Source organism: Alphaproteobacteria bacterium (assembly GCA_037200005.1).
In the GTDB taxonomy this organism is placed as follows: domain Bacteria; phylum Pseudomonadota; class Alphaproteobacteria; order UBA9219; family RFNS01; genus JBBCGY01.
In genome coordinates, this window is record JBBCGY010000001.1 from 572,396 (window position 1) to 597,835 (window position 25,440).

25 protein-coding genes and 1 pseudogene are annotated in these 25,440 nt (G+C 60.3%); 15 read left to right on the top strand and 11 right to left on the bottom strand.

The annotated features are described in order from the left end of the window. The first annotated feature begins 6 nt into the window (after positions 1–6). The gene (locus tag WDO70_03055) at positions 7–1,971 is read left to right on the top strand and encodes an EAL domain-containing protein (GenBank protein MEJ0062189.1); all 1,965 of its coding nucleotides are present in this window, start codon (positions 7–9) and stop codon (positions 1,969–1,971) included. A gap of 80 nt (positions 1,972–2,051) precedes the next feature. Next, positions 2,052–2,591 carry an adenylyltransferase/cytidyltransferase family protein gene (locus WDO70_03060; protein ID MEJ0062190.1) on the top strand — a complete coding sequence of 180 codons (540 nt, stop codon included), beginning with the start codon at positions 2,052–2,054 and terminating at the stop codon, positions 2,589–2,591. A gap of 10 nt (positions 2,592–2,601) precedes the next feature. Here WDO70_03060 and WDO70_03065 read toward each other — a convergent pair whose 3' ends face one another. From WDO70_03065 to WDO70_03075, 3 genes are all read right to left on the bottom strand, one after another. Next, positions 2,602–3,555: an acetyl-CoA carboxylase carboxyltransferase subunit alpha gene (locus tag WDO70_03065; protein ID MEJ0062191.1), complete on the bottom strand. Its 954-nt coding sequence runs from the start codon at positions 3,553–3,555 to the stop codon at positions 2,602–2,604. Positions 3,556–3,633: 78 nt separating this feature from the next. Further along, complete coding sequence (locus WDO70_03070; GenBank protein ID MEJ0062192.1) at positions 3,634–4,560, bottom strand: tyrosine recombinase; 927 nt, start codon at positions 4,558–4,560, stop codon at positions 3,634–3,636. Then, positions 4,557–4,688 (bottom strand): hypothetical protein, encoded by a 132-nt coding sequence (locus tag WDO70_03075; GenBank protein ID MEJ0062193.1) that lies wholly within the window; start codon positions 4,686–4,688, stop codon positions 4,557–4,559. The genes WDO70_03070 and WDO70_03075 overlap by 4 nt, the downstream gene beginning before the upstream one ends. 46 nt (positions 4,689–4,734) lie before the next feature. Here WDO70_03075 and WDO70_03080 point away from each other — a divergent pair, with 46 nt between their 5' ends. The 3 genes from WDO70_03080 (at position 4,735) to aroB (ending at position 6,692) form a co-directional block, all read left to right on the top strand. Further along, complete coding sequence (locus WDO70_03080; GenBank protein ID MEJ0062194.1) at positions 4,735–5,298, top strand: shikimate kinase; 564 nt, start codon at positions 4,735–4,737, stop codon at positions 5,296–5,298. Positions 5,299–5,366: 68 nt separating this feature from the next. Then, a complete protein-coding gene (locus WDO70_03085) occupies positions 5,367–5,534 on the top strand; it encodes a hypothetical protein (GenBank protein ID MEJ0062195.1) in 168 nt (55 codons plus the stop codon). A gap of 27 nt (positions 5,535–5,561) precedes the next feature. Continuing rightward, entirely contained in the window at positions 5,562–6,692 is a 1,131-nt protein-coding gene (aroB, locus tag WDO70_03090) for a 3-dehydroquinate synthase (protein MEJ0062196.1), read from the top strand. A 14-nt stretch (positions 6,693–6,706) separates the two neighbouring features. Here aroB and WDO70_03095 read toward each other — a convergent pair whose 3' ends face one another. After that, positions 6,707–7,366 carry a hypothetical protein gene (locus WDO70_03095; protein ID MEJ0062197.1) on the bottom strand — a complete coding sequence of 220 codons (660 nt, stop codon included), beginning with the start codon at positions 7,364–7,366 and terminating at the stop codon, positions 6,707–6,709. Between the two features lie 110 nt (positions 7,367–7,476). Further along, positions 7,477–8,415 (bottom strand): hypothetical protein, encoded by a 939-nt coding sequence (locus tag WDO70_03100; GenBank protein MEJ0062198.1) that lies wholly within the window; start codon positions 8,413–8,415, stop codon positions 7,477–7,479. Positions 8,416–8,522: 107 nt separating this feature from the next. Here WDO70_03100 and ilvA point away from each other — a divergent pair, with 107 nt between their 5' ends. The 3 genes from ilvA to WDO70_03115 all read left to right on the top strand — a co-directional run bounded on the left by ilvA (position 8,523) and on the right by WDO70_03115 (position 11,044). Beyond that, positions 8,523–10,088 (top strand): threonine ammonia-lyase, biosynthetic, encoded by a 1,566-nt coding sequence (ilvA, locus tag WDO70_03105; GenBank protein MEJ0062199.1) that lies wholly within the window; start codon positions 8,523–8,525, stop codon positions 10,086–10,088. Positions 10,089–10,175: 87 nt separating this feature from the next. Further along, positions 10,176–10,520, top strand: coding sequence for a PadR family transcriptional regulator (locus WDO70_03110; protein ID MEJ0062200.1), 345 nt, complete (start codon positions 10,176–10,178; stop codon positions 10,518–10,520). Further along, positions 10,517–11,044 carry a hypothetical protein gene (locus tag WDO70_03115; GenBank protein MEJ0062201.1) on the top strand — a complete coding sequence of 176 codons (528 nt, stop codon included), beginning with the start codon at positions 10,517–10,519 and terminating at the stop codon, positions 11,042–11,044. The genes WDO70_03110 and WDO70_03115 overlap by 4 nt, the downstream gene beginning before the upstream one ends. A gap of 4 nt (positions 11,045–11,048) precedes the next feature. On the opposite strand, the gene ilvD is transcribed toward WDO70_03115, so the two are convergent. Then, entirely contained in the window at positions 11,049–12,767 is a 1,719-nt protein-coding gene (gene ilvD / locus WDO70_03120; protein ID MEJ0062202.1) for a dihydroxy-acid dehydratase, read from the bottom strand. Between the two features lie 92 nt (positions 12,768–12,859). On the opposite strand from ilvD, the gene WDO70_03125 reads away from it, so the two are divergent. The 7 genes from WDO70_03125 to WDO70_03155 all read left to right on the top strand — a co-directional run bounded on the left by WDO70_03125 (position 12,860) and on the right by WDO70_03155 (position 19,035). Further along, positions 12,860–13,132, top strand: a complete 273-nt coding sequence (locus WDO70_03125; protein ID MEJ0062203.1) for a hypothetical protein — start codon at positions 12,860–12,862, stop codon at positions 13,130–13,132. 83 nt (positions 13,133–13,215) lie between these two features. Then, positions 13,216–15,021, top strand: a complete 1,806-nt coding sequence (locus tag WDO70_03130; GenBank protein MEJ0062204.1) for an acetolactate synthase 3 large subunit — start codon at positions 13,216–13,218, stop codon at positions 15,019–15,021. Between the two features lie 25 nt (positions 15,022–15,046). Beyond that, entirely contained in the window at positions 15,047–15,514 is a 468-nt protein-coding gene (locus tag WDO70_03135; GenBank protein MEJ0062205.1) for a hypothetical protein, read from the top strand. Next, positions 15,511–16,044, top strand: coding sequence for an acetolactate synthase small subunit (gene ilvN, locus WDO70_03140; GenBank protein ID MEJ0062206.1), 534 nt, complete (start codon positions 15,511–15,513; stop codon positions 16,042–16,044). The genes WDO70_03135 and ilvN overlap by 4 nt, the downstream gene beginning before the upstream one ends. Before the next feature lie 5 nt (positions 16,045–16,049). Next, on the top strand, positions 16,050–17,069 hold the full coding sequence (gene ilvC, locus WDO70_03145; protein ID MEJ0062207.1) for a ketol-acid reductoisomerase: 1,020 nt from the start codon (positions 16,050–16,052) through the stop codon (positions 17,067–17,069). Positions 17,070–17,113: 44 nt separating this feature from the next. Continuing rightward, the gene (locus tag WDO70_03150; GenBank protein ID MEJ0062208.1) at positions 17,114–18,094 is read left to right on the top strand and encodes a hypothetical protein; all 981 of its coding nucleotides are present in this window, start codon (positions 17,114–17,116) and stop codon (positions 18,092–18,094) included. A gap of 50 nt (positions 18,095–18,144) precedes the next feature. Further along, positions 18,145–19,035, top strand: a complete 891-nt coding sequence (locus WDO70_03155) for a hypothetical protein (protein ID MEJ0062209.1) — start codon at positions 18,145–18,147, stop codon at positions 19,033–19,035. A 92-nt stretch (positions 19,036–19,127) separates the two neighbouring features. On the opposite strand, the gene infC is transcribed toward WDO70_03155, so the two are convergent. The 5 genes and pseudogenes from infC to lptB all read right to left on the bottom strand — a co-directional run bounded on the left by infC (position 19,128) and on the right by lptB (position 25,438). Further along, positions 19,128–19,682, bottom strand: coding sequence for a translation initiation factor IF-3 (gene infC / locus WDO70_03160; protein ID MEJ0062210.1), 555 nt, complete (start codon positions 19,680–19,682; stop codon positions 19,128–19,130). A 699-nt stretch (positions 19,683–20,381) separates the two neighbouring features. Next, a complete protein-coding gene (locus WDO70_03165; protein MEJ0062211.1) occupies positions 20,382–20,660 on the bottom strand; it encodes a hypothetical protein in 279 nt (92 codons plus the stop codon). Between the two features lie 164 nt (positions 20,661–20,824). Further along, positions 20,825–22,758 (bottom strand): annotated as a pseudogene (gene thrS / locus WDO70_03170) (threonine--tRNA ligase). A 98-nt stretch (positions 22,759–22,856) separates the two neighbouring features. Next, positions 22,857–24,653 (bottom strand): hypothetical protein, encoded by a 1,797-nt coding sequence (locus WDO70_03175; GenBank protein ID MEJ0062212.1) that lies wholly within the window; start codon positions 24,651–24,653, stop codon positions 22,857–22,859. Positions 24,654–24,661: 8 nt separating this feature from the next. Continuing rightward, on the bottom strand, positions 24,662–25,438 hold the full coding sequence (gene lptB, locus WDO70_03180; protein ID MEJ0062213.1) for an LPS export ABC transporter ATP-binding protein: 777 nt from the start codon (positions 25,436–25,438) through the stop codon (positions 24,662–24,664). Positions 25,439–25,440 lie beyond the last annotated feature (2 nt).

Sequence of the window (25,440 nt, forward strand, 5' to 3'; positions counted from 1 at the left end):
ATCGTTATGTCATACCCCCATTCATCGGCCCGCCCGCTCGGACCGCTGGTGCTGAAGCTTGTCGCCGGTGGATTGATGCTTGGCATTCCGGCCATGTTGCTCGCCAATATGTATTTGGCGGCGACGCCTGATTCGCTATTCCAGAATCGCGATTTCATCACCCTCTCCATGGCTTCGCTGGCCGTCGGCGGGCTTGTCCTGCTGTGGATCGAGATCAACCAGCGCACCCGCGCCGAACGCATGATGGAGGACCAGTCGGAGGTCTTGCGGCGGCAGGCGCTGATCGCCGCCAACATCGACACGATGGTGCTCATTACCAACGAGCACGGCGCGATCGAATGGAGCAATAGCGGGTTCAGCCGGGTGACCGGCTATCAATTGGCCGATATCAAGGGAAAAGGCATCGCCGAAATTCTCCAGGGACCGCGCAGCGAAACGGCGAATGCCGGCCAGCTGATGGAAACCGCCAGGCGCGAGGGCCAGGGATTCCGCTGCGAGATTTTGGTCTATACCCGCGACGGGCGGCAATATTGGGCCGATATCAACGTGCAGCCGCTGCTCGATAAAAACGGGGTCTTGACCGGCCATGTCGCCTTGATGGCCGATATCACGGCGCGCAAGCAGCAGGAAAAGGAACTGGAGCGCATCGCTTTTTACGACCACATGACGGGACTTCCCAACCGCCAGATGCTGCTGTTGCAATTACGCGCGGCGCTCAAGGCCAAGGACAGCCGCCCGGCGCTGATCTATATAAAATTTCCCCGCACCGCGTCCTTGCGCAATTCCCTGGGGCACGATATCAGCGACGAATTGACGCGCGCCATCGTGGCGCGGCTGCGCGAAGCTCTAAGCGAAGGACAGGTGCTGGCGCAGCTTTCGGCAAGCTCCTTCGTCATTCTGGCCCCCGTCGCCCGCCCGGCCGACGCGCTGGCGCAGGCCTATGCGTTGCAGTCCGTTCTGGCCAAGCCTCATGCCGTGGCCGACCGTGAGATTCACATGGTGTCCTCGATCGGCGTCTCGGTCGCGGACAGCGAAAATAGCGATCCGCTGGCGCTGCTGCGCGACGCCGAGATCGCCGTGCGCGCGGTGACGACCCGCAGCATGGACGAGGTCGTGCTGTTCGACGTGGAGATGCGCCAGCAGCTCGAGGCGCGGCATAAAATGGAAACCGATATGCGCCGCGCGATCTATTTCGACAGCGCGCAATTGACGGTGGTGTTTCAGCCGATCGTCGATATCCAGAGCCTGCGCCTGACCGGCTTCGAGACGCTGGCGCGCTGGAAGCATCCCGAGAAGGGCTGGATTCCCCCGGATCAGTTCATCGGCATCGCCGAGGAAACCGGCATGATCGTGCCGCTGTGGAATTTCGTCTTCGCCGAAGCCTGCCGCTATCTGGTGCGCTGGCAGCGCCTGCGGCCCGCCGGCGCGCCCCCCTTGTTCATCAGCGTCAATCTTTCGGCGACGCAGTTCTTCTATCCGGGCCTGATGCGGTCGGTCAGCACGGTCATCGACGTGACGCGGGTCGATCCGTCATGGATCAAATTCGAGATCACCGAAAGCGGGCTGATGGAAAATGCCGAGGCGGCGCTGCGGCTCATGGAGAACCTGAAATCGCTGAACTGTACTTTGGCGATCGACGATTTCGGCACTGGCTATTCGTCGCTCAGCTATCTGCAGCGGCTTCCGGTCGACGACATCAAGATCGACCGCTCCTTCATCATGAACATGCACAAGAATGCCAGCAATCGCGAGATCGTGCGCATCATCACCGAACTGGGCCGGTTGCTCGGCAAGAAGGTCATCGCCGAGGGTATCGAGACCGAACTCGACCTGCATGTGCTGCGGCAGATGCATTGCGATTCGGGGCAGGGCTATTATTTCTACCGCCCGATGCTGCCCGAGGCGGCGGAAGCGCTCGTCGTCGAGCAGACGCGCCTGCTGCTGGAGCAGGACACGGTGTCTTCGGCCTGATCTCTGGACATTTCCCGGTTTCCGTCTATAAATTTCCCCGGCAGATTGCGCCGCGCAATCATCGTGAAAACGGGGCAAAGATGGATTCCAAAAGCCGCATCAAATCCGCCGACGATCTGGCCGAAATTATCGGGCGGCAGAAGCAAGCCGGGAAAACCGTCGTCACGACGAACGGGGTGTATGATTTTCTGCATGCGGGCCATATAGAATATCTGGAAGAATCGCGCGCCCTCGGGGACGCGTTGGCGGTGATTCTCAATACCGACGCGTCGGTCAGGAGGATCAAAGGCCCGGCGCGGCCCATCAATGAAGAGCAGGACCGCGCGCTGGTCATGGCGGCGCTGCGCTGCGTGGATTACGTCACCTTCTTCGATGAATCCGATCCCAGCCAAATCCTGGATAAGCTCAAGCCGTCGATTCACACCAAGGGCGGCGATTACGATCCGGAAAAAATGCCCGAAACCAAGGTGATCCGGAAAAACGGCGGCGAGGTCAGGATTTTATCTTTGAAGTCCGGATATTCCAACAGCCGCCAATATGAGAGAATTCGGGCTGCGACCGACCAGGAAGCGAAGTTCGAGCGCCCGGAATGGCTCGTCCAGGCGCAAAAAGCCAAATAAGCTTTCTCTCTTAAGCCAGCGCCTTCTTTCCCATGTCCAGGAATTTCGCCTGGCGCTTCGCGACAAGCGCGGTGCTATCAAGCGGCTGCAGTTCCGCCAGCGCCGCGGCGATGGCGTCGCCCGCATGGGCGATGGTTTCCTGGGCGTGGCGATGCGCGCCACCCAGAGGCTCGGTGATGATGCGGTCGATCAGGCCGAGTTGCAGCAAATCCTGCGCGGTGATTCTAAGGGCCGCCGCCGCTTCCGCCGCATGGGTGGCGCTGCGCCACAGGATCGAGGCGCAGCCTTCGGGCGATATCACCGAATAGACCGCGTGTTCGAGCATCAGCACGCGGTCGCCCGCCGCGAGGGCGATCGCGCCGCCGGATCCGCCTTCGCCGATGATGCAGGCGACGAGCGGGGTCTTGACCGTCAGGCAGGTTTCGATGGAGCGGGCGATGGCTTCGGCCTGACCGCGCGCTTCGGCATCGACGCCGGGGAACGCGCCCGCCGTGTCGACCAGCGTGACGATCGGCAGCTTGAAACGCTCGGCGAGCTTCATCAGCCGGATCGCCTTGCGGTAGCCTTCGGGCCGCGCCATGCCGAAATTATGCTTGATCCGGCTTTCGGTGTCGTTGCCGCGCTCATGCCCCATGACGACGACCGGCTTGCCGCGCAGCTTGCCGAGGCCGCCGGTGATCGCGTGATCTTCGGCGAAGTTGCGGTCGCCCGCCAGCGGCACGAAATCCTCGATCAGCGCGGCCAGGTAATCGCGGCAACGCGGGCGATTCACATGGCGCGCCACCTGCACCTTCTGAGCGGGGGTGAGCTTGGCGTAAATCTGCCGCAGCAGCTTCGCCGCCTTGTCCTGCAGCTTGCTCACTTCGTCGGCGAGATTGACCTTGCCGCCGCCCGCGACATGCTTGAGTTCTTCGATCTTGGCCTCAAGCTCGGCGACCGGCTTCTCGAATTCCAGTATTTGCATAAGTCGAATACCCGATAATGTTCCGCGCTTTGCTTATCATGGTTAAATTTCCGGCGCAAATCTGGCGAGAGCATAGTATTAAGAACTTTTGCGCCTCGCCAGCGGGTGATGGTCCCGAACGGCGGCGGCGAGGCGGCCCGTGGCGACATGCGTATATATCTGCGTCGTGGCGATATCGACGTGGCCGAGAAGCTGCTGCACGCTGCGTAGATCCGCGCCACCCTCCAGCAGATGCGTGGCGAAAGCGTGGCGCAGCACATGCGGGCTAAGTCGCGCCGGGGCGATGCCCGCATTCAGGCCGGTCTCGCGCAGCAGCTGAAAGAAACGCTGACGCGTCAGGTGGCCGGTCGCGGCGCGCTTGGAAGGAAATAAATAAGCCGAATCTTTCCCTGGCGTCAGAAAGACGGCGCGGGCTTTGACATATTCGGCGAGCGCGGCATGGGCGGCGTCGCCCAGCGGCACGAGCCGCTCTTTGCCGCCCTTGCCGCGTATCAAAAGATTGCCTTTGCCGGAGACGGATTGGAGCGGCAGGGCGACAAGCTCGCTGACCCGCAATCCCGCCGCATAGAGAAGCTCGATCAGCGCGCGCAGCCTCGCGCCTTCCGGGCCGGGCATTTCGCGCGCCGCGTCGCATATGCCCGCGACTTCGTCCGCGCTCAGATATTTGGGCAGCGCGCGGGCGGATTTCGGCGCGGCGAGATCGCGCGACGGATCGTCGCGCCGGATTTTCTCGCTGCACAGGAATTTATAGAACTGGCGCAGCGACGACAGCCGCCGCGCCTGGGTCGCGCGCGCCAGGCGGGAAAGCCCGCGCAGATAGTCATGCAGATCGTCCGCGCGCGCTTCAGCCAGGCCGCGTTTGCGCCCGGCCAGAAACTCGCCGAGATCGCCCAGGTCGCGCGCATAGGCGGCGAGGGTGTTGGCCGCCGCGTTGCGCTCGGCGGCCAGCGCGTCGAGAAATGCCCCCGCTTCTTTCGGAAGACTTGCTTCGTTAGGAAGACTCAATGCGGCAGGCTCTCGTCGGGCAGCGTTTGCCGCACGGTCTCTTGCGGCGGGGCGATATCGCTGAACGCCAGCCACGCGCCGCCGCCGATGACAACCAGAACCGCCAATCCTATAATAATGCGCGCCAAGCAAGTCTCCTGTCAGCTATATAGTGAATTCAGGGAAAGGTAATGCATGACCTCCGAAAAAGCCAAATCTTCCTTCGTTCCGGCCAGAAGCGTCGTTCTGGTCGGGATGATGGGCAGCGGCAAGAGCAGCATCGGCAGGAGGCTCGCGGCGCGGCTGGCGCTGCCTTTCGCCGATTCCGATGCCGAGATCGAGCGGGCGGCGGGCTGCAGCGTTCAGGAATTCTTTGCCCGTTACGGCGAGGCCGAATTCCGCGCGGGCGAATGCCGGGTCATTTCCCGCCTGCTCGAAGGCGGCGTGATGGTGCTGGCGACCGGCGGCGGCGCTTTCATTCAGGAAGATACGCGGGCGGTCATCCGGGCGCGCGGCATTTCCGTCTGGCTTAAAGCCGATGCCGATATTCTCATAAGCCGCGTCGGCAAGGGGCGGGGCCGTCCGGTCTTGCAGCGCCAGCATGCCGATCCGGCGCAGGCGATGCGGGAGCTTCTGGTGGTTCGCGAGCCCATCTACGCCACCGCCGACATCACGGTCGTAAGCGGCAATCACGCGCCGGATGTGACGGTCGAGCGGATCATCGAAACTCTTGCCGATCAAGGCATTAGCGGATCGTAGCGTGGCGTATTGACCTGCGCAGTTTATCTGGTAGTTTTCCGGCATTATCTTAATCAAGGAGAAGAATTATGGATGCACCCGTTGAGCCGCCGCGAAACCCTAAGAAGCCGCCGTCAGGTTTCCCCGTGGATAACGGCACCGAAATTCCGTGGCCGTCGATTAATCCTTCGCGGCCCGACCGAAGCCGGTCGCCGGGCAGAACGCCCCAAGTCCCGCAATTGCCTGAAGTCAATTAAGGCAGAGTTTTCTTGTAACGGCCATTCATGACCATCACCGCCTTGCGCGTCGCGTTGCCCGTCGCCGCCGAAGATCGCGGCTATGATATTCTGATCGGCGGCGGGCTTCTGGCGCGGGCGGGCGCGGAAATCGAAACGCGGCTCGGCGCGCGGCCATGCCTCGTCATTACCGACAATAATGTTGCCGGACCGTATATAGCGCCGCTGGAGGAAAGCCTGCGCGCGGCGGGCCATCGCTGCCTGCCTTCGATCATTATTCCCGCGGGCGAGGAGAGCAAAAACTTTTCCGAATTCGCCGCGATGGCGGAGGAAGCGCTTGCCCGCAAGCCCGACCGCAAGACGCTGATCGTCGCGCTCGGCGGCGGCGTCGTCGGTGATCTCGCCGGATTTCTCGCCGCCGTGCTGCTGCGCGGGGTGGATTTCGTGCAAATCCCGACAACGCTGCTCGCGCAGGTGGACAGCGCGGTCGGCGGCAAGACCGGCATCGACAGCGCGCATGGCAAGAACCTGATCGGCGCGTTTCATCAGCCTCGATTGGTGCTGGCCGACATCGATACGCTCAAGACTTTGCCGCCGCGCCAGCTGCGCGCCGGTTTCGCCGAAGTGGTGAAATATGGCGTGATCGACCGGCCCGATTTTTTCTCGTGGTGCGGGGAATATGGCCCGCGGCTGGTCGAGGGCGACGCGGCGCTGCTGCAGGCGGCGGTGATGGAAAGCTGCGCCGCCAAGGCGGAAATCGTCGCGGCGGACGAAAGAGAGTCCGGGCGACGCGCGCTGCTCAATCTCGGCCATACGTTCGGCCATGCGCTGGAGGCTCTTGCGGGTTTCGGCGGCAGGCTCTATCACGGCGAGGCGGTGGCGACCGGTGTTGCTCTGGCGCTGCGTTTTTCGGCGGAGGAGGGGCTGTGCCCGCCCGAAGACGCCGCGCGCTATGAGGCTTTATGCGAAAATTGCGGGCTGCCGACGAAGCCTTTGGCGTCGCAAGGCGACATTCCCGCGCTGATGGATTTCATGATGGGCGACAAGAAGAACCAGGACGGAGCGATCACGCTCGTCCTCGCGCGCGGCATCGGCAAGGCCTTTGTCGCGCCCGGCATCGAGACGGCGAAGATCGAAGCGTTCTGGCGGAAAGTCACGAAAGAAAAGCTGGCCTCATAACAAGGCGCAGCCTTTTATCGTACCGCCGGCGGAAGAAGGGGCGTGCCGCCGCTCCGCGCTGGCAATTGGGGCGCATCGCTGCGTCCCGGCAGCCGAGGCGTGCCGTTTCGCGCTGCCAATTGGCGGGCGGGCGCGGGGCTGACAGCAGACACGACTTCGTAAATCCTATCGTGTTTTTTGATCTGGGGCGCTTGAGTCACCGGCTGATGCTGCGCGGAAGGAGCGGCAGTCGGGCTCCATAAATGACTGAATTCATCAGCCTCCATGCGGAAAACGCTGTCAACGTTTCTGTTGAAAACAAACGGCCAGAAACCCACCGTCCTTTCCTCGCTGCATTGAAAAAAGACCTTATCTCCGTTCAATACCGCCTTAACCTGCTGCTGAGCTATCTGGCCCGTTGTCATATCTGCCGCGATCTTGAAGGCGGATACACTCGCGTTTTTGTAGAAGCTCGAGTTGATCTCACTGGTTTCGATACACCCGCGTCTTCCTTCATCATCGACGGTTGTATAATCAACTCGATCATTATCGAAGGGTCTGTCGATATCGGCAATGCGCAGAGTGCGGGCATAGCATGGCACCCCGGATTGAGCGATCAGTCCGGAAGCGAAGCTTCGCGCCTGGCCTTCGAGTGGCCAATTGGTGCCGAGCGTAATAACAAAATCCGGTCTCATAAAATCTCTCCTAATAATTATCTCTGTTCATTAACTAGAGGCGACGATATCATTTTTTCATCCCGCTATCAATGTGGAGCAATAGTTTCATGCCTTGGCTGGCGGCCCTATTACCCGCGCGGGGCATGGCTCGGTGCGGCGGGCAGGCCGCGCGGTTGCGGTGGCTCGGGTAGCAGATCGGGAATTTCAAAGACGGGGTCGGCGTTCGCGGGCCCCAGAAGTTTAGGCGGGGCTAATGTCGTTTCGATGCGCGCCCGCGCGGTGTCCAATCTGGCCGTGAATGCCTGACGGAAAGAAGCCTCGGCCTTAATGGAGGGGTTGAGATCGGTCAGCAACCCATAGACCTGCCGGGCTTCCGATCTGACATTGGCGTCGCTATCGGACGTGCCGATGACGAACAGCGCGTCGGCGCGGGCCTGGGTGGCGAGGTCGGGATTGTTAGCCGCATGCGCGCTGAATTCCAGCAACGACGCGTAGCGGACGTCCGCTTCCGGATTATTTCTCGCGTCGGTTAGCAGGGCTTCGACGCGCTGGTACGGTGCGAGCGCGGGCGTCAGGCTTTGGCCTTCGGCGGGAGCATACAGATAAGTGAAATCCGCGGCGTCCATTTGGTGGTAGCTCGGACGGATTTCCGTGCGATGCCCCAGCCATAAAAAGCCGCTTCTCACTTTCTTTTGATGGTCGATCCGAAAGAAAGCCGTGTCTTTGTAACATGCCGCCGTTACGGATGGGAATTCGGCGCGCGCTGTCGTCATATCGGCAGCTGCGCGAAATCCCAGTTCGTCATATCCCGTCAATCGACGAAAATAATCACGGCTATCGGCATCTGGGCTGGCAGCGACGACGCAAGTCGTTACGCCATTTTCATTCACGGTCGTAATTTTCGTATGGATATTGTTATAGCCAGAACTTTCCATCCTCCTGATATTAAACGTCAAAGGATGACACTCGACGCCATGAGAATTAATCATGTCGCGTGCGAATTCCTGGTCGGCGCGAGAAAGGGGTGTAAGAATGCCGCCGGTATCGCCGTGGAATTTAATTGTCATAACCGCATCTTTGAAAAGTTATTCCGCAATATACAATTTTTTCCTTCTCTTTCCCATTGCAACAATAGTTTCATGGCATGGTTAACGCGCCTCTGGCCTTCGGCGGGATGGCGCTTTATAGTGCCGCCTCGCTTCAATCATCAATCAATCCGGCCATGCCCAAAACCGACTATCTCGAAAGAATCCTCAAGGCGAATGTCTATGACGTCGCCATCGTCTCGCCGCTTCAGCATGCGCCGGGGCTTTCGGCGCGCATCGGCAACCGCGCGCTGCTCAAGCGCGAGGACATGCAGCCGGTTTTTTCGTTCAAGCTGCGCGGCTCCTACAACAAGATGTCGCAGCTTTCGCCCGCCGAGCTTAAGCGCGGCGTGATCGCGGCCAGCGCGGGGAATCATGCCCAGGGCGTGGCGCTCGCGGCGCAAAAGCTGGGCGCGCGGGCGGTGATCGTGATGCCGGTCACGACGCCGGGGATCAAGGTGGCGGCGGTCGCGGCGCGCGGCGCCGAGATCGTGCTGCATGGCGTGTCCTATGACGAGGCCTATGCCCATGCGCGTCTGCTGGAGAAGAAGCAGAAGCTGACCTTCATCCATCCGTTCGACGATCCCGACGTGATCGCCGGGAACGGCACCGTCGGCATGGAGCTAATGCAGCAGCATCCCGGCCCGATCCATGCGGTGTTCATCGCCGTCGGCGGCGGCGGATTGATCAGCGGCGTCGCCGCCTATCTGAAACAGCTGCGCCCGGAGATCAAGATCATCGGCGTCGAGCCGGTCGACGCGGATTGCATGGCGCGCTCGCTCAAGGCCGGACGGCGCGTGACGCTGCCGCATGTCGGATTGTTCGCCGACGGAGTGGCGGTCAAGCAACCGGGCGAGGAGACGTTCAAGCTCTGCCGCAAATATGTCGACGGCATGGTGCTGGCCGATACGGATGCCATATGTGCTGCGATCAAGGATGTGTTCGAGGATACGCGAACCGTGCTGGAGCCTGCGGGAGCCTTGGCGATTGCGGGCATGAAGCAATATGCGGCGGCGCATGGGCTGAAGGACAAGACGCTGGTCGCCATCGCCTGCGGCGCGAACATGAATTTCGACCGGCTGCGCTTCGTCGCCGAACGGGCGGAGCTTGGCGAGCGGCGCGAGGCGGTTTTCGCCGCGACGATCCCGGAAAAGCCTGGCAGCTTCAAGCATTTCTGCGAGCTTCTCGGCCAGCGTCAGATTACCGAGTTCAATTACCGCTATGCCGACAACAAGCAGGCGCATGTCTTCGCCGGGGTGGCGGTGCGCCAGGCCGGAGAGGGTGCCGCGCTCATGAAGACGCTGGAGCGCCATGGCATCAAGACGCTCGACCTGTCCGGCAACGAGATGGCGAAGCTGCATATCCGGCATCTGGTTGGCGGCCATGCGCCGCAGGCGAAGAATGAGCGCATCTATCGCTTTGAATTCCCCGAGCGTCCCGGCGCGCTGCTCAAATTTTTGTCGGCGATGGGCGGCAAGTGGAATATCAGCCTGTTCCATTACCGCAATCACGGCGCGGATTACGGCCGCGTGCTGGTCGGCATCCAGGTTCCGCCCGGCGACGATAAGCCGTTCCAGGCATTCCTCAAGAAAACCGGCTACCCCTATACCGAGGAAAGCGGCAACCCGGCCTATAAATTATTCCTGGGCGCTTAAAATCGCTATTTAAATTAAAATTTTCTTGACTTGGATTGCGCGTCTCCATATATTCTATTTTGTCGAGGAAATAGAAAGCGGGTGCTCATGGGCTATGATTCCATCGGTGAACTTGAAATGATGATTATGCTGGCGGTATTGCGTCTCGGTACGAACGCTTACGGCATAACCATCCGCGATGAGCTTGCTAAGCGTGGTGGACGCAGTCGCTCATTCGGCACGATATATACAACTCTTGACCGTCTTTCTGAGAAGGGTTTCGTGACCTCTCGCTTAGGCGATCCCACTGCCGAGCGTGGTGGGCGAGCCAAAAAGTTTTTTGAACTCACTACAAAGGGACGTATCACACTCGAAGCAACAGTCAATTCTAGGCGCTCCCTAGAGAACGGTCTGGGCTTCAAAAACCCCGCTCTTCATGGAGCCGCACAATGAATAACAAACATAAGGGAATGCACCTTATTAGTGTTGAGCTTCAGAAGCTATCTTTAGTTCTTGAAGGAAGTGAAGCTTTAGTTAAACAACTCAAAGAAGATGTAACTGCATGGAGGCCTGATGCAGGGCGAGGACCTACGCTTATATTGCGGTGGAAATTATTGAAAACAGCGGCCATAGTTAGCGGACAAAAATCATACATCAAGGTACGTCTATCACAAATAAAAAATAGGGTTCACCATTATGAAAGAAAAGAGCTTGATTACAGATCAAGCCACTTGCCACCAGTAGGTATACAAAAAATACTTTCCATTTTAGTGGAAGCCCAATACAGAGACGGCCTCTTGGGGGATTTAGATGAATCTTTCCATAGAACAGCCATTCGATTTGGCGGAGAGTTTGCCAGGAAGCAATACTGCATCGATGCAGTTTTGTCACTTCCTCCGCTCATGGGAAGTCGGATTGCAAAGCTGTTCAGCCTGCTTGCCCTAATGGATTTCCTGCGAAGGAAATTAGGTTTCTAACCGCTTATATCTCCGCATATACATGCGTCTCGGCTTTCGCGCCGGGATGCGTGACCGCGCCCTTTTCGGCGTCGCCGACCTGCTGCGCGTATTTCCACAGCGCGCCCGACTGGAAATCATGCTGGCGCGGTTTCCATGCTTTGCGCCGCGCTTCAAGCTCGGCGTCGGAAAGCTCGACATTCAAAATTCCTGCATCGGCGTCGAGGACGATGATGTCGCCGTCTTTCAATAGCGCGATAGGCCCGCCTACCGCCGCTTCCGGCCCCACATGGCCGACGCAGAAGCCGCGCGTCGCGCCGGAAAAGCGCCCGTCGGTGATGAGGGCGATTTGGTCGCCCGCGCCCTGGCCATAGAGCGCGGCGGTGGTCGAGAGCATCTCGCGCATCCCCGGCCCGCCGCGCGGGCCTTCATAGCGGATCACCAGCACTTCGCCGGGCTTATAGCCGCGCTCGGTCACGGCCTTGAATGCGTCTTCCTCGCAGTCGAAGCAGCGGGCGGGGCCCTTGAACCGCAAATTCTTCATGCCCGCGACTTTCACGATCGCGCCCTGCGGCGCGAGATTGCCGCGCAGCCCGACCACGCCGCCCGTGGGCGACAAGGGTTTCGTGCATGGGCGGATCACGTCCTGGTCTTCCGGGAATTTCACGTCGCGCAGATTCTCGGCGATGGTCTTGCCCGTGACCGTGATGCAATCGCCATGCAGATAGCCGCCGTCGAGCAGCGCCTTCATCAGCACCGGCACGCCGCCGATCTCGAACATGTCCTTGGCGACATATTTTCCGGCGGGCTTGAGGTCGGCGAGATAGGGCGTGCGGCGGAACACGGCGGCGACGTCGTGCAGATCGAACTCGATGCCCACTTCATGCGCCATCGCGGGCAGATGCAGCGCGGCGTTGGTCGATCCGCCCGACGCGGCGACGACGACGGCGGCATTCTCGAGCGCCTGCCGCGTGACGATCTGGCGCGGGCGCAGATTGAGCTTCATCAAATTCATCACCGCTTCGCCCGATTTCACCGCGTAATGATCGCGCGCGACATCCGGCGCCGGCGCGCCCGCCGAACCGGGCAGCGCGAGGCCGATGGCTTCGGAGACGCAGGCCATGGTGTTGGCGGTGAATTGCCCGCCGCAGCTTCCGGCGCTCGGGCAGGCGACGCATTCGAGTTCGTGCAGATCATGGTCCGACATTTTTCCGGCGGCATGGCTGCCGACGGCCTCGAACACGTCCTGCACCGTCACGTCGCGGCCTTTGAACTTACCCGGCAGGATCGAGCCGCCATACATGAAGACGCTCGGCACGTCGAGCCGCAGCATTGCCATCATCATTCCCGGCAGGCTCTTGTCGCAGCCCGCGATGCCGACCAGCGCGTCATAGCAATGGCCGCGCATGGTCAGCTCGATGGAATCGACGATGACCTCACGGCTGGCGAGCGAGGATTTCATCCCCTGATGCCCCATCGCGATGCCGTCGGTCACGGTGATGGTGGTGAATTCGCGCGGCGTGCCGCCCGCGTCCTTCACGCCCTTTTTGGCCGACTGCGCCTGGCGCGACAGTGCGATGTTACAGGGTGCGGCCTCGTTCCAGCAGGTCGCGACGCCGACGAAGGGTTTGGCGATATCCTCTTCCGTCATGCCCATCGCATGATAATAGGAACGATGCGGCGCGCGCTCCGGTCCGACCGAGACGTGGCGCGAGGGCAGGCGGGATTTGTCGAATGTCGTCATGGGAGGATTTTAACCATAATCTGCGGTTGCAAGCGGAGAAGGGAAAGGCATAGAACGAGATATTGATATCGCAATTTGAAAGGATTTTGACAATGACGGAAGCAGAAAACAAGGAACGCACCCGCAGACTGATCCAACATGTCAGCGATGTAATCGTGAGCAGAGGCCCGGAACATCCGGTTGTCGTCAAAACCCTCCAGCGTTTGCGCGATCTTGAAGCTCATGCCCCCACCAATACCCTCAGGCAGCTTCCCGAGGAATATGCGTTCGTTAAATTTCTCATGACGAATCGACAGCCCGGAATGCCTGCGGCGATACGCGTCGCGGCTTTGCAGATCATAGCGGCTACTCATACGCCGCGTTAATAAACGCTGATTCAGGATAAAAAGCTTAACTTCTTACCAAACACTTGCGGGTTGCGGGAGCGCGCCTTATAGTCTACGCCCCTGTGGATAAATACCAAAACAAGGGCAAGCAAGTGGCGGAGCAGTTACAGTCAGAACAAATATTAACCGGCGCGCAGATCGTCATCCAGGCCTTGAAGGATCAGGGCGTGGATGTGATTTTCGGCTACCCGGGCGGCGCCGTATTGCCGATTTACGACGCGCTGTTTCAGTCGGAAGGCATCCGCCATGTGCTGGTGCGGCACGAGCAGGGCGCGGTTCATGCCGCCGAGGGCTATGCGCGCTCATCCGGCAAAGTCGGCGTGGTGCTGGTGACGTCAGGGCCCGGCGCGACCAATGCCGTCACCGGCCTCACCGACGCGCTGATGGACAGTATCCCCATCGTCTGCCTCACCGGGCAGGTGGCGACGCATCTGATCGGCAACGACGCTTTTCAGGAATGCGATACGGTCGGCATCACCCGCCCCTGCACCAAGCATAATTATCTGGTCAAGGATGCCGCCGTTCTCGCCGGCGTGCTTCACGAGGCTTTCTCCATCGCGCGCGGCGGCAGGCCGGGGCCGGTATTGGTCGATATTCCCAAGGATGTCCAGTTCGCGCAGGCCGTCTATACCCCGCCGCCGAAAAAGCCCGCTTACGGCGCGCGCAAATCTTTAGATAAAAACGCCATCGAAAAAGCCGTGGCGCTGATGGCCGCGGCCGAGCGTCCGGTATTTTATACCGGCGGCGGCGTCATCAATGCGGGCCCGCGCGCCGCGGAATTGCTGGCGGAATTCGTGCATCTCACCGGCTTCCCTTGTACCAGCACGCTGATGGGGCTGGGCGCTTTCCCCATGAGCGATCCGCAATTCCTCGGCATGCTGGGAATGCACGGAACTTACGAAGCCAATCTCGCGATGCATGGCTGCGACGTGATGGTCAATATCGGCGCGCGCTTCGACGATCGCATCACCGGCAAAATCAGCGAATTTTCCCCAGGCTCGAAGAAAATCCACGTCGATATTGATCCGAGCTCGATCAACAAGAGCGTGCGCGTCGATCTGCCGATCGTCGGCCATGCCGAGGACGTGCTGGAGGCGATGCTGAAAGAGTGGCGCGGCAAGGGTTATCAGCCGCGCGCGGCGGGCCTTAAGAAATGGTGGGAGCAGATCAATCTGTGGCGCAAGCGGGATTGCCTGCGCTACAAAGCCGACGACAAGATCATCAAGCCGCAATACGCGCTCGAACGGCTGCGCGAACTGACCAAGGGCCGCCGCACGATCATCAGCACCGAAGTCGGCCAGCACCAGATGTGGGCGGCGCAGTTCCTGCGTTTTGAAAAGCCGAACCATTGGCTGACGTCGGGCGGCCTCGGCACCATGGGCTATGGCCTGCCCGCCGCCATCGGCGCGCAGATGGCGAATCCGGACGCGCTGGTCGTCGATGTCGCGGGGGAAGCCTCGATCCTGATGAATATCCAGGAAATGTCCACGGCGGTGCAGTATAAGCTGCCGGTCAAGGTGTTCATCCTCAATAACCAATGGATGGGCATGGTCCGCCAGTGGCAGGAATTGATCCATGGCGGGCGCTATTCGCATTCCTATACCGAGGCGCTGCCCGATTTCGTCAAGCTGGCCGAGGCTTTCGGCGGCGCGGGCTTCCGTGCCTCGAAACCGGGAGATGTGGACGGCGTGATCGCGGAGATGCTAAAGGTCAATGACCGGCCCTGCATCGTCGATGTCATGGTCGATCCCAAGGAAAATTGTTTCCCGATGATTCCGGGCGGCAAGGCGCACAACCAGATGATCATGGGCGACGAAACCGCCAGCCCCGCCGAAGCCACCCCCGAAGAGGGCATGGTTCTGGTTTGATTCAGTGACAAAGAAAAGATGACGGATGACCGACGCTAAATCATATTTCGCCGCCCTTCACGGCAGGCTCTCCGAAGCACAGGCCGTGCCTTACGAGGCGACTTTCATCGCCGGAGTCGCGCCGAGGGTCGGGGGCAGCCATCGCAATGTCGATTCCTATATCATCGAGCATGCGGGCTTCATGGCGGTCAGGGGATGGCTGACGCAGCGCATCGGCGATCACAGCTGCCGCCTGGTTCCTTATTCCGTCGTCACCGACGGCCTTCGCCTGTTCGACATCACGCCCGCCGACAAGAGCAAGCCGGAGAATCAGGGACTGCCCTTCCTGCGTCATGTGGGCGAGGAAGCCTTGTTTCAGGATATGAGCCTGAAATATCCGCAATGCCTCTATCCGGAGCAGTTTCTGCCGTCGTCGATGGCGATGAATGTGCAGGGCAAACTCGACATGAATGCGCTGGCGGGCGTCATTGACGACGCGGCGAAACATTCATGATGCAGTCCGCCCCCATCGAACGGCACTGCCTTGCGGTTCTCGTCACCGACGAGCCGGGCGTTCTGGCGCGCGTCGTCGGGCTGTTTTCCGGACGCGGCTATAATATCGAAAGCCTGACGGTGGCCCGCGTCGATGAAGGCGGGACCACCGGCCTGTCGCGCATCACCATCGTCACCAGCGGCACCGTCGCGGTGATCGAGCAGATTTGCGCGCAGCTCGGGCGGCTGGTGCCGGTGCGGCGCGTATCCGACCTGACCATGGGAGGCAAGCATGTCGAGCGCGAAATGGCGCTCATCAAGGTCGCCAATACCGGCATGGCGAGGATCGAGGCGATGCGCCTCGCAGAAGTATTCCGCGCCCGGGTCATCGACGCCACCACCGATTCATTGACCATCGAGATTACCGGCAACGCCGAAAAACTGGATAGCTTCATCGCGCTGATGCAGCCGATCGGCTTGGCTGAAATCGTTCGTACCGGAGTCGCCGCCATCTCGCGCGGCTCGGAATCTTTCACGCAAAAAGGGGAGTAGGTAGCATGCAGGTTTTCTACGATAAGGACACGGACCTCAATCTCATCAAGAGCAAGAAAGTCTGCATCGTCGGCTATGGCAGCCAGGGCCATGCCCATGCGCAAAATCTGCGCGACAGCGGCGTGCGCGACGTGGTCGTCGCGCTGCGGCCCGGCAGCACCAGCGCCGCGAAAGCCGAAAGCCTGCAGTTCAAGGTGGTCACGCCCGCCGAAGGCGCGGCGACGGCGGACGTGGTCATGATCCTGACGCCCGACGAGCAGCAGGCGGCGCTGTATAAGAACGAACTGTCTTCCAAGATGCGGCCCGGCGCGGCGCTGGCCTTCGCGCATGGCTTCAATATTCACTTCAATCTGATCGAGCCTCGCGCCGATCTCGACGTATTCATGGTCGCGCCGAAAGGTCCCGGCCATACCGTGCGCGGCGAATATCAGAAGGGCGGCGGCGTGCCGTGCCTTTTCGCGATCAACCAGAACGCCACCGGCACGGCAGAAAATCTGGCGCTATCGTATGCGTCGGCCATCGGCGGCGGGCGCAGCGGCATCATCCAGACCAGCTTCCGCGAGGAATGCGAAACCGACCTGTTCGGCGAGCAGAGCGTGCTGTGCGGCGGCCTGACATCCTTGATCCAGGCCGGGTTCGAGACGCTGACCGAGGCGGGCTATTCGCCGGAAATGGCATATTTTGAATGCCTGCATGAGGTCAAATTGATCGTCGATCTGATCTATGAGGGCGGCATCGCCAATATGCGCTATTCGATTTCCAATACGGCGGAATATGGCGACTACACTCGCGGCTCGCGGCTCGTGACCGAGGAGACCAAGAAGGAAATGAAGAAAATCCTCGCCGAAATCCAGTCGGGCCAGTTCGCGCGCGAATGGATGCTGGAAAATCAGGCGGGGCAGCCGAGCTTCAAGGCGATGCGCCGCCGCGCGGCGGAGCATCCCATCGAGCAGACCGGCGCGAAACTCCGCGCCATGATGCCCTGGATCGCCAAGAACAAGCTGGTGGATAAGGCGAAGAACTAGCTATCACGCGGATGCCGGGCAAATCATATAATGGGGAGCTAACCATGAACCATCTACTCGCCGCCCTGGTTGCTTTTCTGTGCCTTGCTTCGCCGCAGGCCATGGCGAAGACCAAATTCGCCGTGCCGCCGACCATCGCGTTTGATGCGCCGTCGCTTTATCCCGAAGGCGTCGCCTATAACGCCGACACTAAAGAATTCCTGGTCGGCTCGCTTCATGACGGCAATATCGGCTCGGTCAGTCTGGACGGCAAATACCGCCTCTGGGCGAAAGATGCGAGGCTGGTCTCGACCTTCGGCATGAAGATCGACAAGCCGCGCAACCGGCTGCTGGTTTGCGTCGCCGATCTCGGCGTCGGCACGAAAACGATCCCGGCAACGCGGCAGAAACTCGCCGCCGTCGTCAGCTTCGACCTCGACACCGGCAGGGTTCTGGCTTGGTATAATCTCGGCAGCCTTCCTCCCGGCGATCATTTCGCCAACGATCTCGCGGTCGATGACAGCGGCAATATCTTCGTGACCGATTCCCTTGCGTCGCTCATTTACGAAATCGACGCGAGCGGGCGCGCTTTTATCGCCTTCACCGATCCGCAATTTGTGCCGAACCGGGGCAAGGACGCTCCCGGTCTCGGCCTGAACGGCATCGCCGCGCATCCCGACGGTTATCTTCTGGTCGTGAAAATGGACAGCGGCACGCTGTTCAAGGTCGATCTGAAAACCCACGCCATCAGCCAGGTCGCCTTGCCGAAGCCGCTTCCCGGCGGCGACGGGCTGTTACTCGAGGGCGGCGACGATCTGCTCGTCGTTCAGAATGAAGCAGGCTACGTCGTGAAGCTGCATAGCGCCGATGATTGGAAGTCGGCTAAAATAACCGGGACGACCAAAGTGCCGCTGGTTTTCCCGACCACCATGACGATGGCCGAAGGCAAAGCGTATGTCCTGGAAGCCAGGCTGCCAGAGCTTTTCGATCCCAAGGCGGCGAAATCGTCGGCGTTCGCGATTCATGCCGTCAATTTAAAGCCATGAAACTATTTTAACCAACGGCAAACGCCCAGAAACACTATATACATGACTCTATGGATGGAGTCATAAACACCACGCCGCAGAATTATAAAATCGATTTCGCGCCGCACATGCAGCCGGACGAAAAGGACAGAGACATGATCTCTTCCTGGCCGGTTATTCAAGAGCATGTCGCCAGGCGCGATCATGCGGGATTTAAGACCTCGCGGTTGCAAGTCAATGGCGCATGGTTCGTGGGCGCGGGGGAAAAAAGAAAGCTTTTGGGCGCGCAGGCTCGAGTTTTTTATAAAACCCCGGACGGCGCCGATTCATCCTATCACGTCAATTTCATGCCCGATGCCGCAGCCTTGCTGCTTGTATTCCGCGTCGGGGCCGCCGCATTCGCCAAGCGCGACCAGAAAGTCCCTCTCCGCAATCATCATGCGATGCTCGTGCGCCAGCCGCGCTGGGGCGTGGGCGATCCGGATACGCTCGAGATTCCAGCGGGGATTATCGAGCAAGACGGCATTACGCCCCGCTTTTCCATCATGGATCGGGCGGTTCTCGCCGCGTTGCGCGAATTCATGGAAGAGACCGGCGCGCGCGGAAAGGAATTGTTTTCGATCAATTCCGGCACGATACAATCGCTCGGCGGCCCCGTTTCCTGCGCCGTCAATTTGACCGAGGCCCAGCATCAATTCAGCGCGACAATCGATGTGACCGCGCGGCAGTTTCGCAAAATCCAAGAAGCCATGCAGGACGCTACGGCGGGGCTTGCCAGCGAGCAGGAAAGCACCACGGTGACGATCATGCCGCTCAAACGGGCCTTCGAGGAAACGCTGAGCGGGAAATCGCCATTCTCCCAGATAGCCATCGCCCGCTATATGAAGCGGGAAGGATTGCTCGGTTTCGACCGTTCACGCGTCCGGCGTAATGAGCCTGGATCTGGGCCTTCTCCGGGATGATTTTATATGAGACTGGATCCCGGATAACGCGCTGCGCGCTTCCGGGATGAGGGTTTCGTAAGTTCGCGCTAGACGCTCACTAACGAAGCCCCTCACTTCGCCGCGATCACCATGGTGATCTGCCTGCCCTCGAATTTCGGATGCTGCTCGATCTTGCCGAGCGGATCGAGGATCGCCTTGACCTTATCGAGCACGGCCTGCGCCACTTCCTGGTGCGCCATTTCGCGGCCGCGGAAGCGCATGGTGATTTTCACCTTGTCGCCGTCTTCGAGGAACGCCTTGGCGTTGCGCATCTTGATGTCGAAATCGTGATCGTCGATCGACGGGCGCAGCTTGATTTCCTTGATCTCGATGATCTTCTGTTTCTTGCGCGCTTCGGCGGCCTTTTTCTGCATCTCGTATTTGAACTTGCCGGAATCGAGAATTTTGCAGACCGGCGGCTCGGCGCCCGGCGAAACTTCGACAAGATCGAGGCCAACCGCTTCCGCAAGCTCAAGAGCTTCGCGCGGGGTCATGACGCCGCGCATTTCTCCGGTTTCATCGATCAGGCGGATTTGTCGTGCGGTAATTTCACGGTTGGTGCGGGGGCCGTCTTCGGGCCGGCGCGGCGCTTCGGGGCGCTCGCGCGTAAAGGTGGGGCGATTAATGGCGATTCTCCAATTCTATTGAATGACGCCGCAATTTAGCGGCTTTCGCGCCGGGGGGGGAAGGGGGAAAATCAACCCATGTCCAACCCGGGATGTTCAGCATAGAGCTTTTGCATGAAAGGGGAAAGAGGAGCGATGCGCTTTTCGGCCTCGAACTCTATGACTTCCACTGTGCGTGGCGTGCCCGCCGGCTCCGCACCCCCGCAAAGGGTTCGTTATGCGCGACGTTATTTCCCGCTATGAACGTGAGTGCATAAGGAGGAGGGGTCCAAAGCGTGGCGTTCCAACGCGCTTTTATATTCGTAACATTTTTATAAAAAAGCGAGCCGCTATCCGTGATATCATTCTCGGAGACATAAAGGGTTCCGTCGCCTTCGCCCATCGTCCTGAGGAGAACCCCTCCTTTGTTTCCAAGTTCGTGCTTATGATAGGATTCCTCTCTATCTTTTTATAGTCTGGAATCTGATCTCGTGCTGCTGAAGGCGCTTTAGTCCATAGGTTTGATGAACTTGCTGTAAAATCTCGCGGCTGGTGCATCTCATGTCTGCAGCGCGGAAGCAATCTCCCGGCTCTCTGTGGCAGGCATCGCATCGAAATTGCGTTGAACTGAAGCGTCGATGGTTTTGGCTATATCCTTAACCGCGCTGTTCCGATTGAGCGTATATGGCTCTGTACGATATTTTTCACGATCGTCGGCTGTTATTCCCGCGTACTTTCTCTCCCCCGGGGTGAGCCTTCACTGCGGGATGCTATCGTTCTTCTTTCATTGGCGGTAAAGAGATTCGCAGCCTTGTTCCAACTCACTAGACACGCGCCGTCTTGTACGGCTCGTGCCATATTGGCGACTCCTTCGGCGATGCTGTCGCCATTTACAACAACCCAACCTGTCGGCAGATTCGCGGTCGATTCGATGACGCTCAGCCGCCAATTGTGCGGCAATTCCAGATCTGAGGTTTCGAGAGTTTGCGGTAACGCCATAATGTCGTTCTCCTCCAGATTTTATACTTCATTTATCTGAAAGTAATAAGAGCATTATGGGTGAATCAGGCGACTATTGTCCGGATTGCCCTTTTCTGCGGCGCCAAATTATCATTTGCCGTCGGCGCGTCGGGGCGATTAACCATAATCTCGGCGCTCCCCGCTTAGGCCTTCAAATCCGGCGGCAGAGCTTCCCGGCTTAACAGGCGCGCGGCTTCATCCAGCGGCATGATCTGCTGCTGCTCGCCGCCGAGGCGGCGCAGGGCGACGCTGCGGCTCGTAGATTCCTTGGCGCCGACGACCAGGATCAGCGGGACTTTCATCAGGCTGTGATCGCGGATTTTCGCGTTGATTTTTTCCGGGCTTGCATCCAGTTCCGCCCGCAGCCCCGCCGCCTGGAGCTCCTGAACCGCCTCGCGCGCATAGGCATCGGCGTCGTTGGTGATGGTGCAGACCACGGCCTGCACCGGCGCGAGCCATAGCGGAAACTTGCCCGCGTAATGCTCGATCAGCACGCCGATGAAGCGGTGCAGCGAGCCGAGGACGGCGCGATGCAGCATCACGGGGCGGTGCTTCTTGCCGTCTTCCGCGATATAGGAAGCGTCGAGCCGTTCCGGCAGCACGAAGTCGCATTGCAGCGTGCCGCATTGCCATTCGCGCCCGATGGCGTCGCGCAGATAGAACTCGATCTTGGGGCCGTAGAACGCGCCGTCGCCCGAATTGATGTCGTAATCGATCTTCAGGGATTTGAGCGCCTGGTGCAGCGCGCCCTCCGCTTTGTCCCACACCGCGTCGGTGCCGCCGCGCACGGCTGGCCGGTCGGCGAGGCGAACCCGCGCCACCTCGAAGCCGAGATGGGCGTAGACTTGGTTGAGCAATTCGCAGAACGCCACCGACTCTTCCTGGATTTGGTCTTCGGTGCAGAAGATATGCGCGTCATCCTGCGCCATTTGCCGGACGCGCATCAGGCCGTGCAGCGCTCCATGCGCTTCATTGCGATGCAGGTTGGTGAACTCCGCCACCCGCATCGGCAGATCGCGATAGCTCTTGATGCCCTGATTGAACAGCAGCAGATGGCCGGGGCAATTCATCGGTTTCACGCCGATATGTTTTTGTTCCGCGCCTTCTTCCGGCGCGGGGCCGGGAATCTTGAACATGTTGTCGCCATACATGTCCCAATGGCCGGAAGCCTTGAACACCGAACTGTCGAAAAGCTGCGGCGTCTGCACCTCGACATAGCCGCGCCGCTCGATCTGGCGGCGCATGTAGTTTTCGAGCGCGCGGTACAGCGTCCAGCCTTTGGGATGCCAGAACGCGCTGCCCATGCTTTCATCTTGCATGTGGAACAGGCCGAGTTCGCGCCCCAGCTTGCGGGTGATCGCGCTTCTCGGCCTCCTCGAGCTGCGTCAGATGGGCGGCAAGCTCTTTCTCGTCGCGCCAGGCGGGTGCCGTAAATCCGCTGCAGCATGGGATTGCGGTTGATCGCCGCGCCAATAGGCTCCCGCGACTTTCGTCAGCTTGAAGCCGTTGCCGACATGGCCGACCGACGGCATATGCGGCCCCCGGCACAGATCGAGCCATTCGCCCTGCCGGTAGATGGAGATGATCTCGCTGTCCGGCAGATCGCGGATCAGTTCGGCCTTGAATCTTTCGCCCTTGCTCTCGAAAAATTCTATCGCCCGGTCGCGCGGCCATTCCTCGCGCACCAGCTTGGCGTCGCGGGCGATGATCTCGCGCATCCGGGCCTCGATGGCGGCGAGGTCGTCGGTCGAGAACGGCTCCTGGCGATAGAAATCGTAATAGAAGCCGGTCTCGATGGCCGGGCCGATCGTCACCTGCGTGCCGGGGAACAGGCCTTGCACGGCTTCGGCCATCACATGGGCGCAGTCGTGCCGGATAAGCTCCAGCGCGTCGGCGATTTGCGGGTAATGATCTCCGCCTTGGCGTCCGCGCCGATGGGGCGCGCGAGATCGCGGATTTCGCCGTTCAGCTTGATCGCCAGCGCGGCCTTGGCGAGGCCCGCGCCGATGCTGGCGGCAAGCTCAAACCCGGTCGGGTCATGATCGAAGCTTTTCACCGTGCCGTCGGGCAGGGTGATCTGGCGGTGCGGGGGCGATGCTGACGGCAGTTTGATTCATGCAATGAAAATAGCGGCAGCGATTGAAATAGTCCAGCCAGAGGCCGCGCCCATGGGTTTCATGGTGTCGGAGAGGCCGGCAATTGCCTTGGGCCCAGCACCGCTTCGCATTGGCCGGGCGGCGTTTTCGAGATATCGATCAGCGTTCTTTGATCGTCATCGCGCAGAATGACCTGGGTTTGCCCCAGTTCCGCCGTCCATGGAGCAAGGTTGGCTTGCGCTTTCGGACCGAAGGCGAGCTTTTCGATCAGCACCGCATCATAGCCCAGGCAGCGCAGGGCCGGAATGAATTTCTCGGCGGGCCAGCCGGTCATCGTCGCGAGCAGTTGCCACTGCGGCTGATGGATCATGGAGCCGAAACTCCAGCGCCGCCGGGCCGAGCTGTCCAGAAGATACGGCCAGAAATGCTCCGCATTGCCGAATTCCGGCCGCGACGGCGCTTCGGGAAAATAATAGGACGGCAGCTGGGCGACGGCATTGAGCTGGCGCGCCTCCAGCAGGCCGAGCACTTCCCGGTAGCTGTCGCGCTTTTTCTGCCAGGCGTCGGACGATGCGCGCTGAAGGGCGTTGATGGTGTGGGAGGCGGGAATCAGCGTGAGCGCCAGAAGGATCGAGGTCGCGGCGTAAAACGCGCCGCGCCGCGTGGAAGGACGGCGTCGCCAATTCTCCAGCAGCAGCGCGGCGGCCATCACGGCCATGAACAGGACGAAAATGCCGACCCGGTTCTGGGAACGGAGCGTGGGCGAGACATACATATTGAAGATGAAGCCGAGCCCGTAGGGAACGGCGAAGAGGATGGCGGCGAACATGAAAACCGCCGCGGTCTTCACCATCGGCCCGCGGCGCATATATCTGCCGAACAGGCGCGGCGTTCTCGCGGGAAACAGCGAGGCGAGGCAGAACAGAAAGCCGCCGGCCAGTCCTGCTATGCCCCATAGGCCCAGAAGATTGTAATTGCCTTCCGGGCTGATCTTCTCCTGAGCGGCGGCGTAAGTCCGGTATTTCTCCAGAAAGGGAGGCAGCGGCGGTATCAGCACATCCGTCAGCCGCATGGCGTAGCGCGTCTGCTCGAAATAACGGCGCTCCGGAAACTGAATCCCGTGCTCCGCGATATACAGGTAATTGGGCAGCAGCCAGAGTATGAAAGCGGCGAGAAGGCATAAAAGCGCCCATAGCGCGGGTTTCACCCTGGCATAGCCGCCGCCCATGAAAATCGTAAGAACTATTGCAAGGCCGAGGAAGGCGGCGCTGAAGAAGGCATGATAGAGTCCGCAGGACGCGGCGGCGATTCCCAGCGCCGCGGCATGGAGAGCGCTCAGGCGGAAGGGAGGGGCGGAAAGGCGTCCGCGCTGATACGGCAGCAGGAAGCAGAAGCGGATCAGCCAGGGAATGACCGCGACGAAGCAGAGATGATGGTGGATCGCGGCTCGTGCGCTAAGATGGGCGGCGCAGGCGAAGGCGAGCGCGCCGCATGCGGCCAGCCATGGCGGGATGCGGGTCAGGCGCATGGCCAGATAAGCCGACATGGCCGCCGTGAAGAAGCACAGCGCCTCGAAAGCGTGCAGGATCAGGAAAATATCACCGGTGAAACGGCTGATGATCCAGACCAGAAAAGCTTGAACGGCTTCGGGCGTGGGAAAAGCCAGATAGTTGGCCCCTTCGGGAAAGGCGACTTCGGGATTGGTATAAATGCCGCCATAACGCAGCAGTGTTTTGGTCTGAAATAGGGAGATGACATAATCATCGCTGATGGCGAGCGGGGCCGCGAAATCGATCGACCCCCAGCCCGCGATAAGGACGGCCAGCAGGCCGAGGCCGCAGGCAATCGTCAGGTCGTGCGCAAGTCCGGGTTTCATGAAGCGCCTTACAGCTTAAATCCTTCGCCCAGATAGACGCGGCGGACGTCGGCATGCTCGACGATCTCGTCCGGCAGCCCTTCCATCAGCACGCGCCCGTCATGGATGATATAGGCGCGGTCGACGATTTCCAGCGTGGCGCGGACGTTATGATCGGTGATCAGCACGCCGATGCCCCGGTCGCGCAGATGGCTGACGAGATCACGGATATCGGCGAGCGCGATCGGATCGATGCCCGCCAGCGGCTCGTCGAGCAGCATGAAATGCGGCCTTGCCGCCAGCGCGCGGGCGATTTCCACCCGCCGTCTTTCGCCGCCCGACAAAGCCAGCGCCGGGGCGCGGCGCAGATGGGTGATGCCGAATTCGGCGAGCAGCTCGTCGAGCATCTGCTCCTGCCGGTCGCCGTCCTTTTCCGTCACTTCCAGCACGGCGCGGATATTGTCCTCGACATTGAGGCCGCGAAAGATCGAAGCTTCCTGCGGCAGATAGCCGATGCCGAGGCGCGCCCTGCGGTACATCGGCAGATGCGTGATGTCTTCGCCGTCGAGCGAGATCGCGCCGGTATTGGCGCGGATCAGTCCCGTCAGGATATAAAAACAGGTGGTCTTGCCCGCGCCGTTGGGGCCGAGCAGCCCTACCGCCTCGCCTCGCTGCACCGACAGGCTGACGTCATGCAGCACCGGGCGTTCCTTATAGCGCTTGCCGACATGCATGGCGGCAAGCCCGGTGGCGGGAGCCGACGTGGCGGTGGTGACCTGGTCGCGTTTATGGGTGGATTGATGCATGG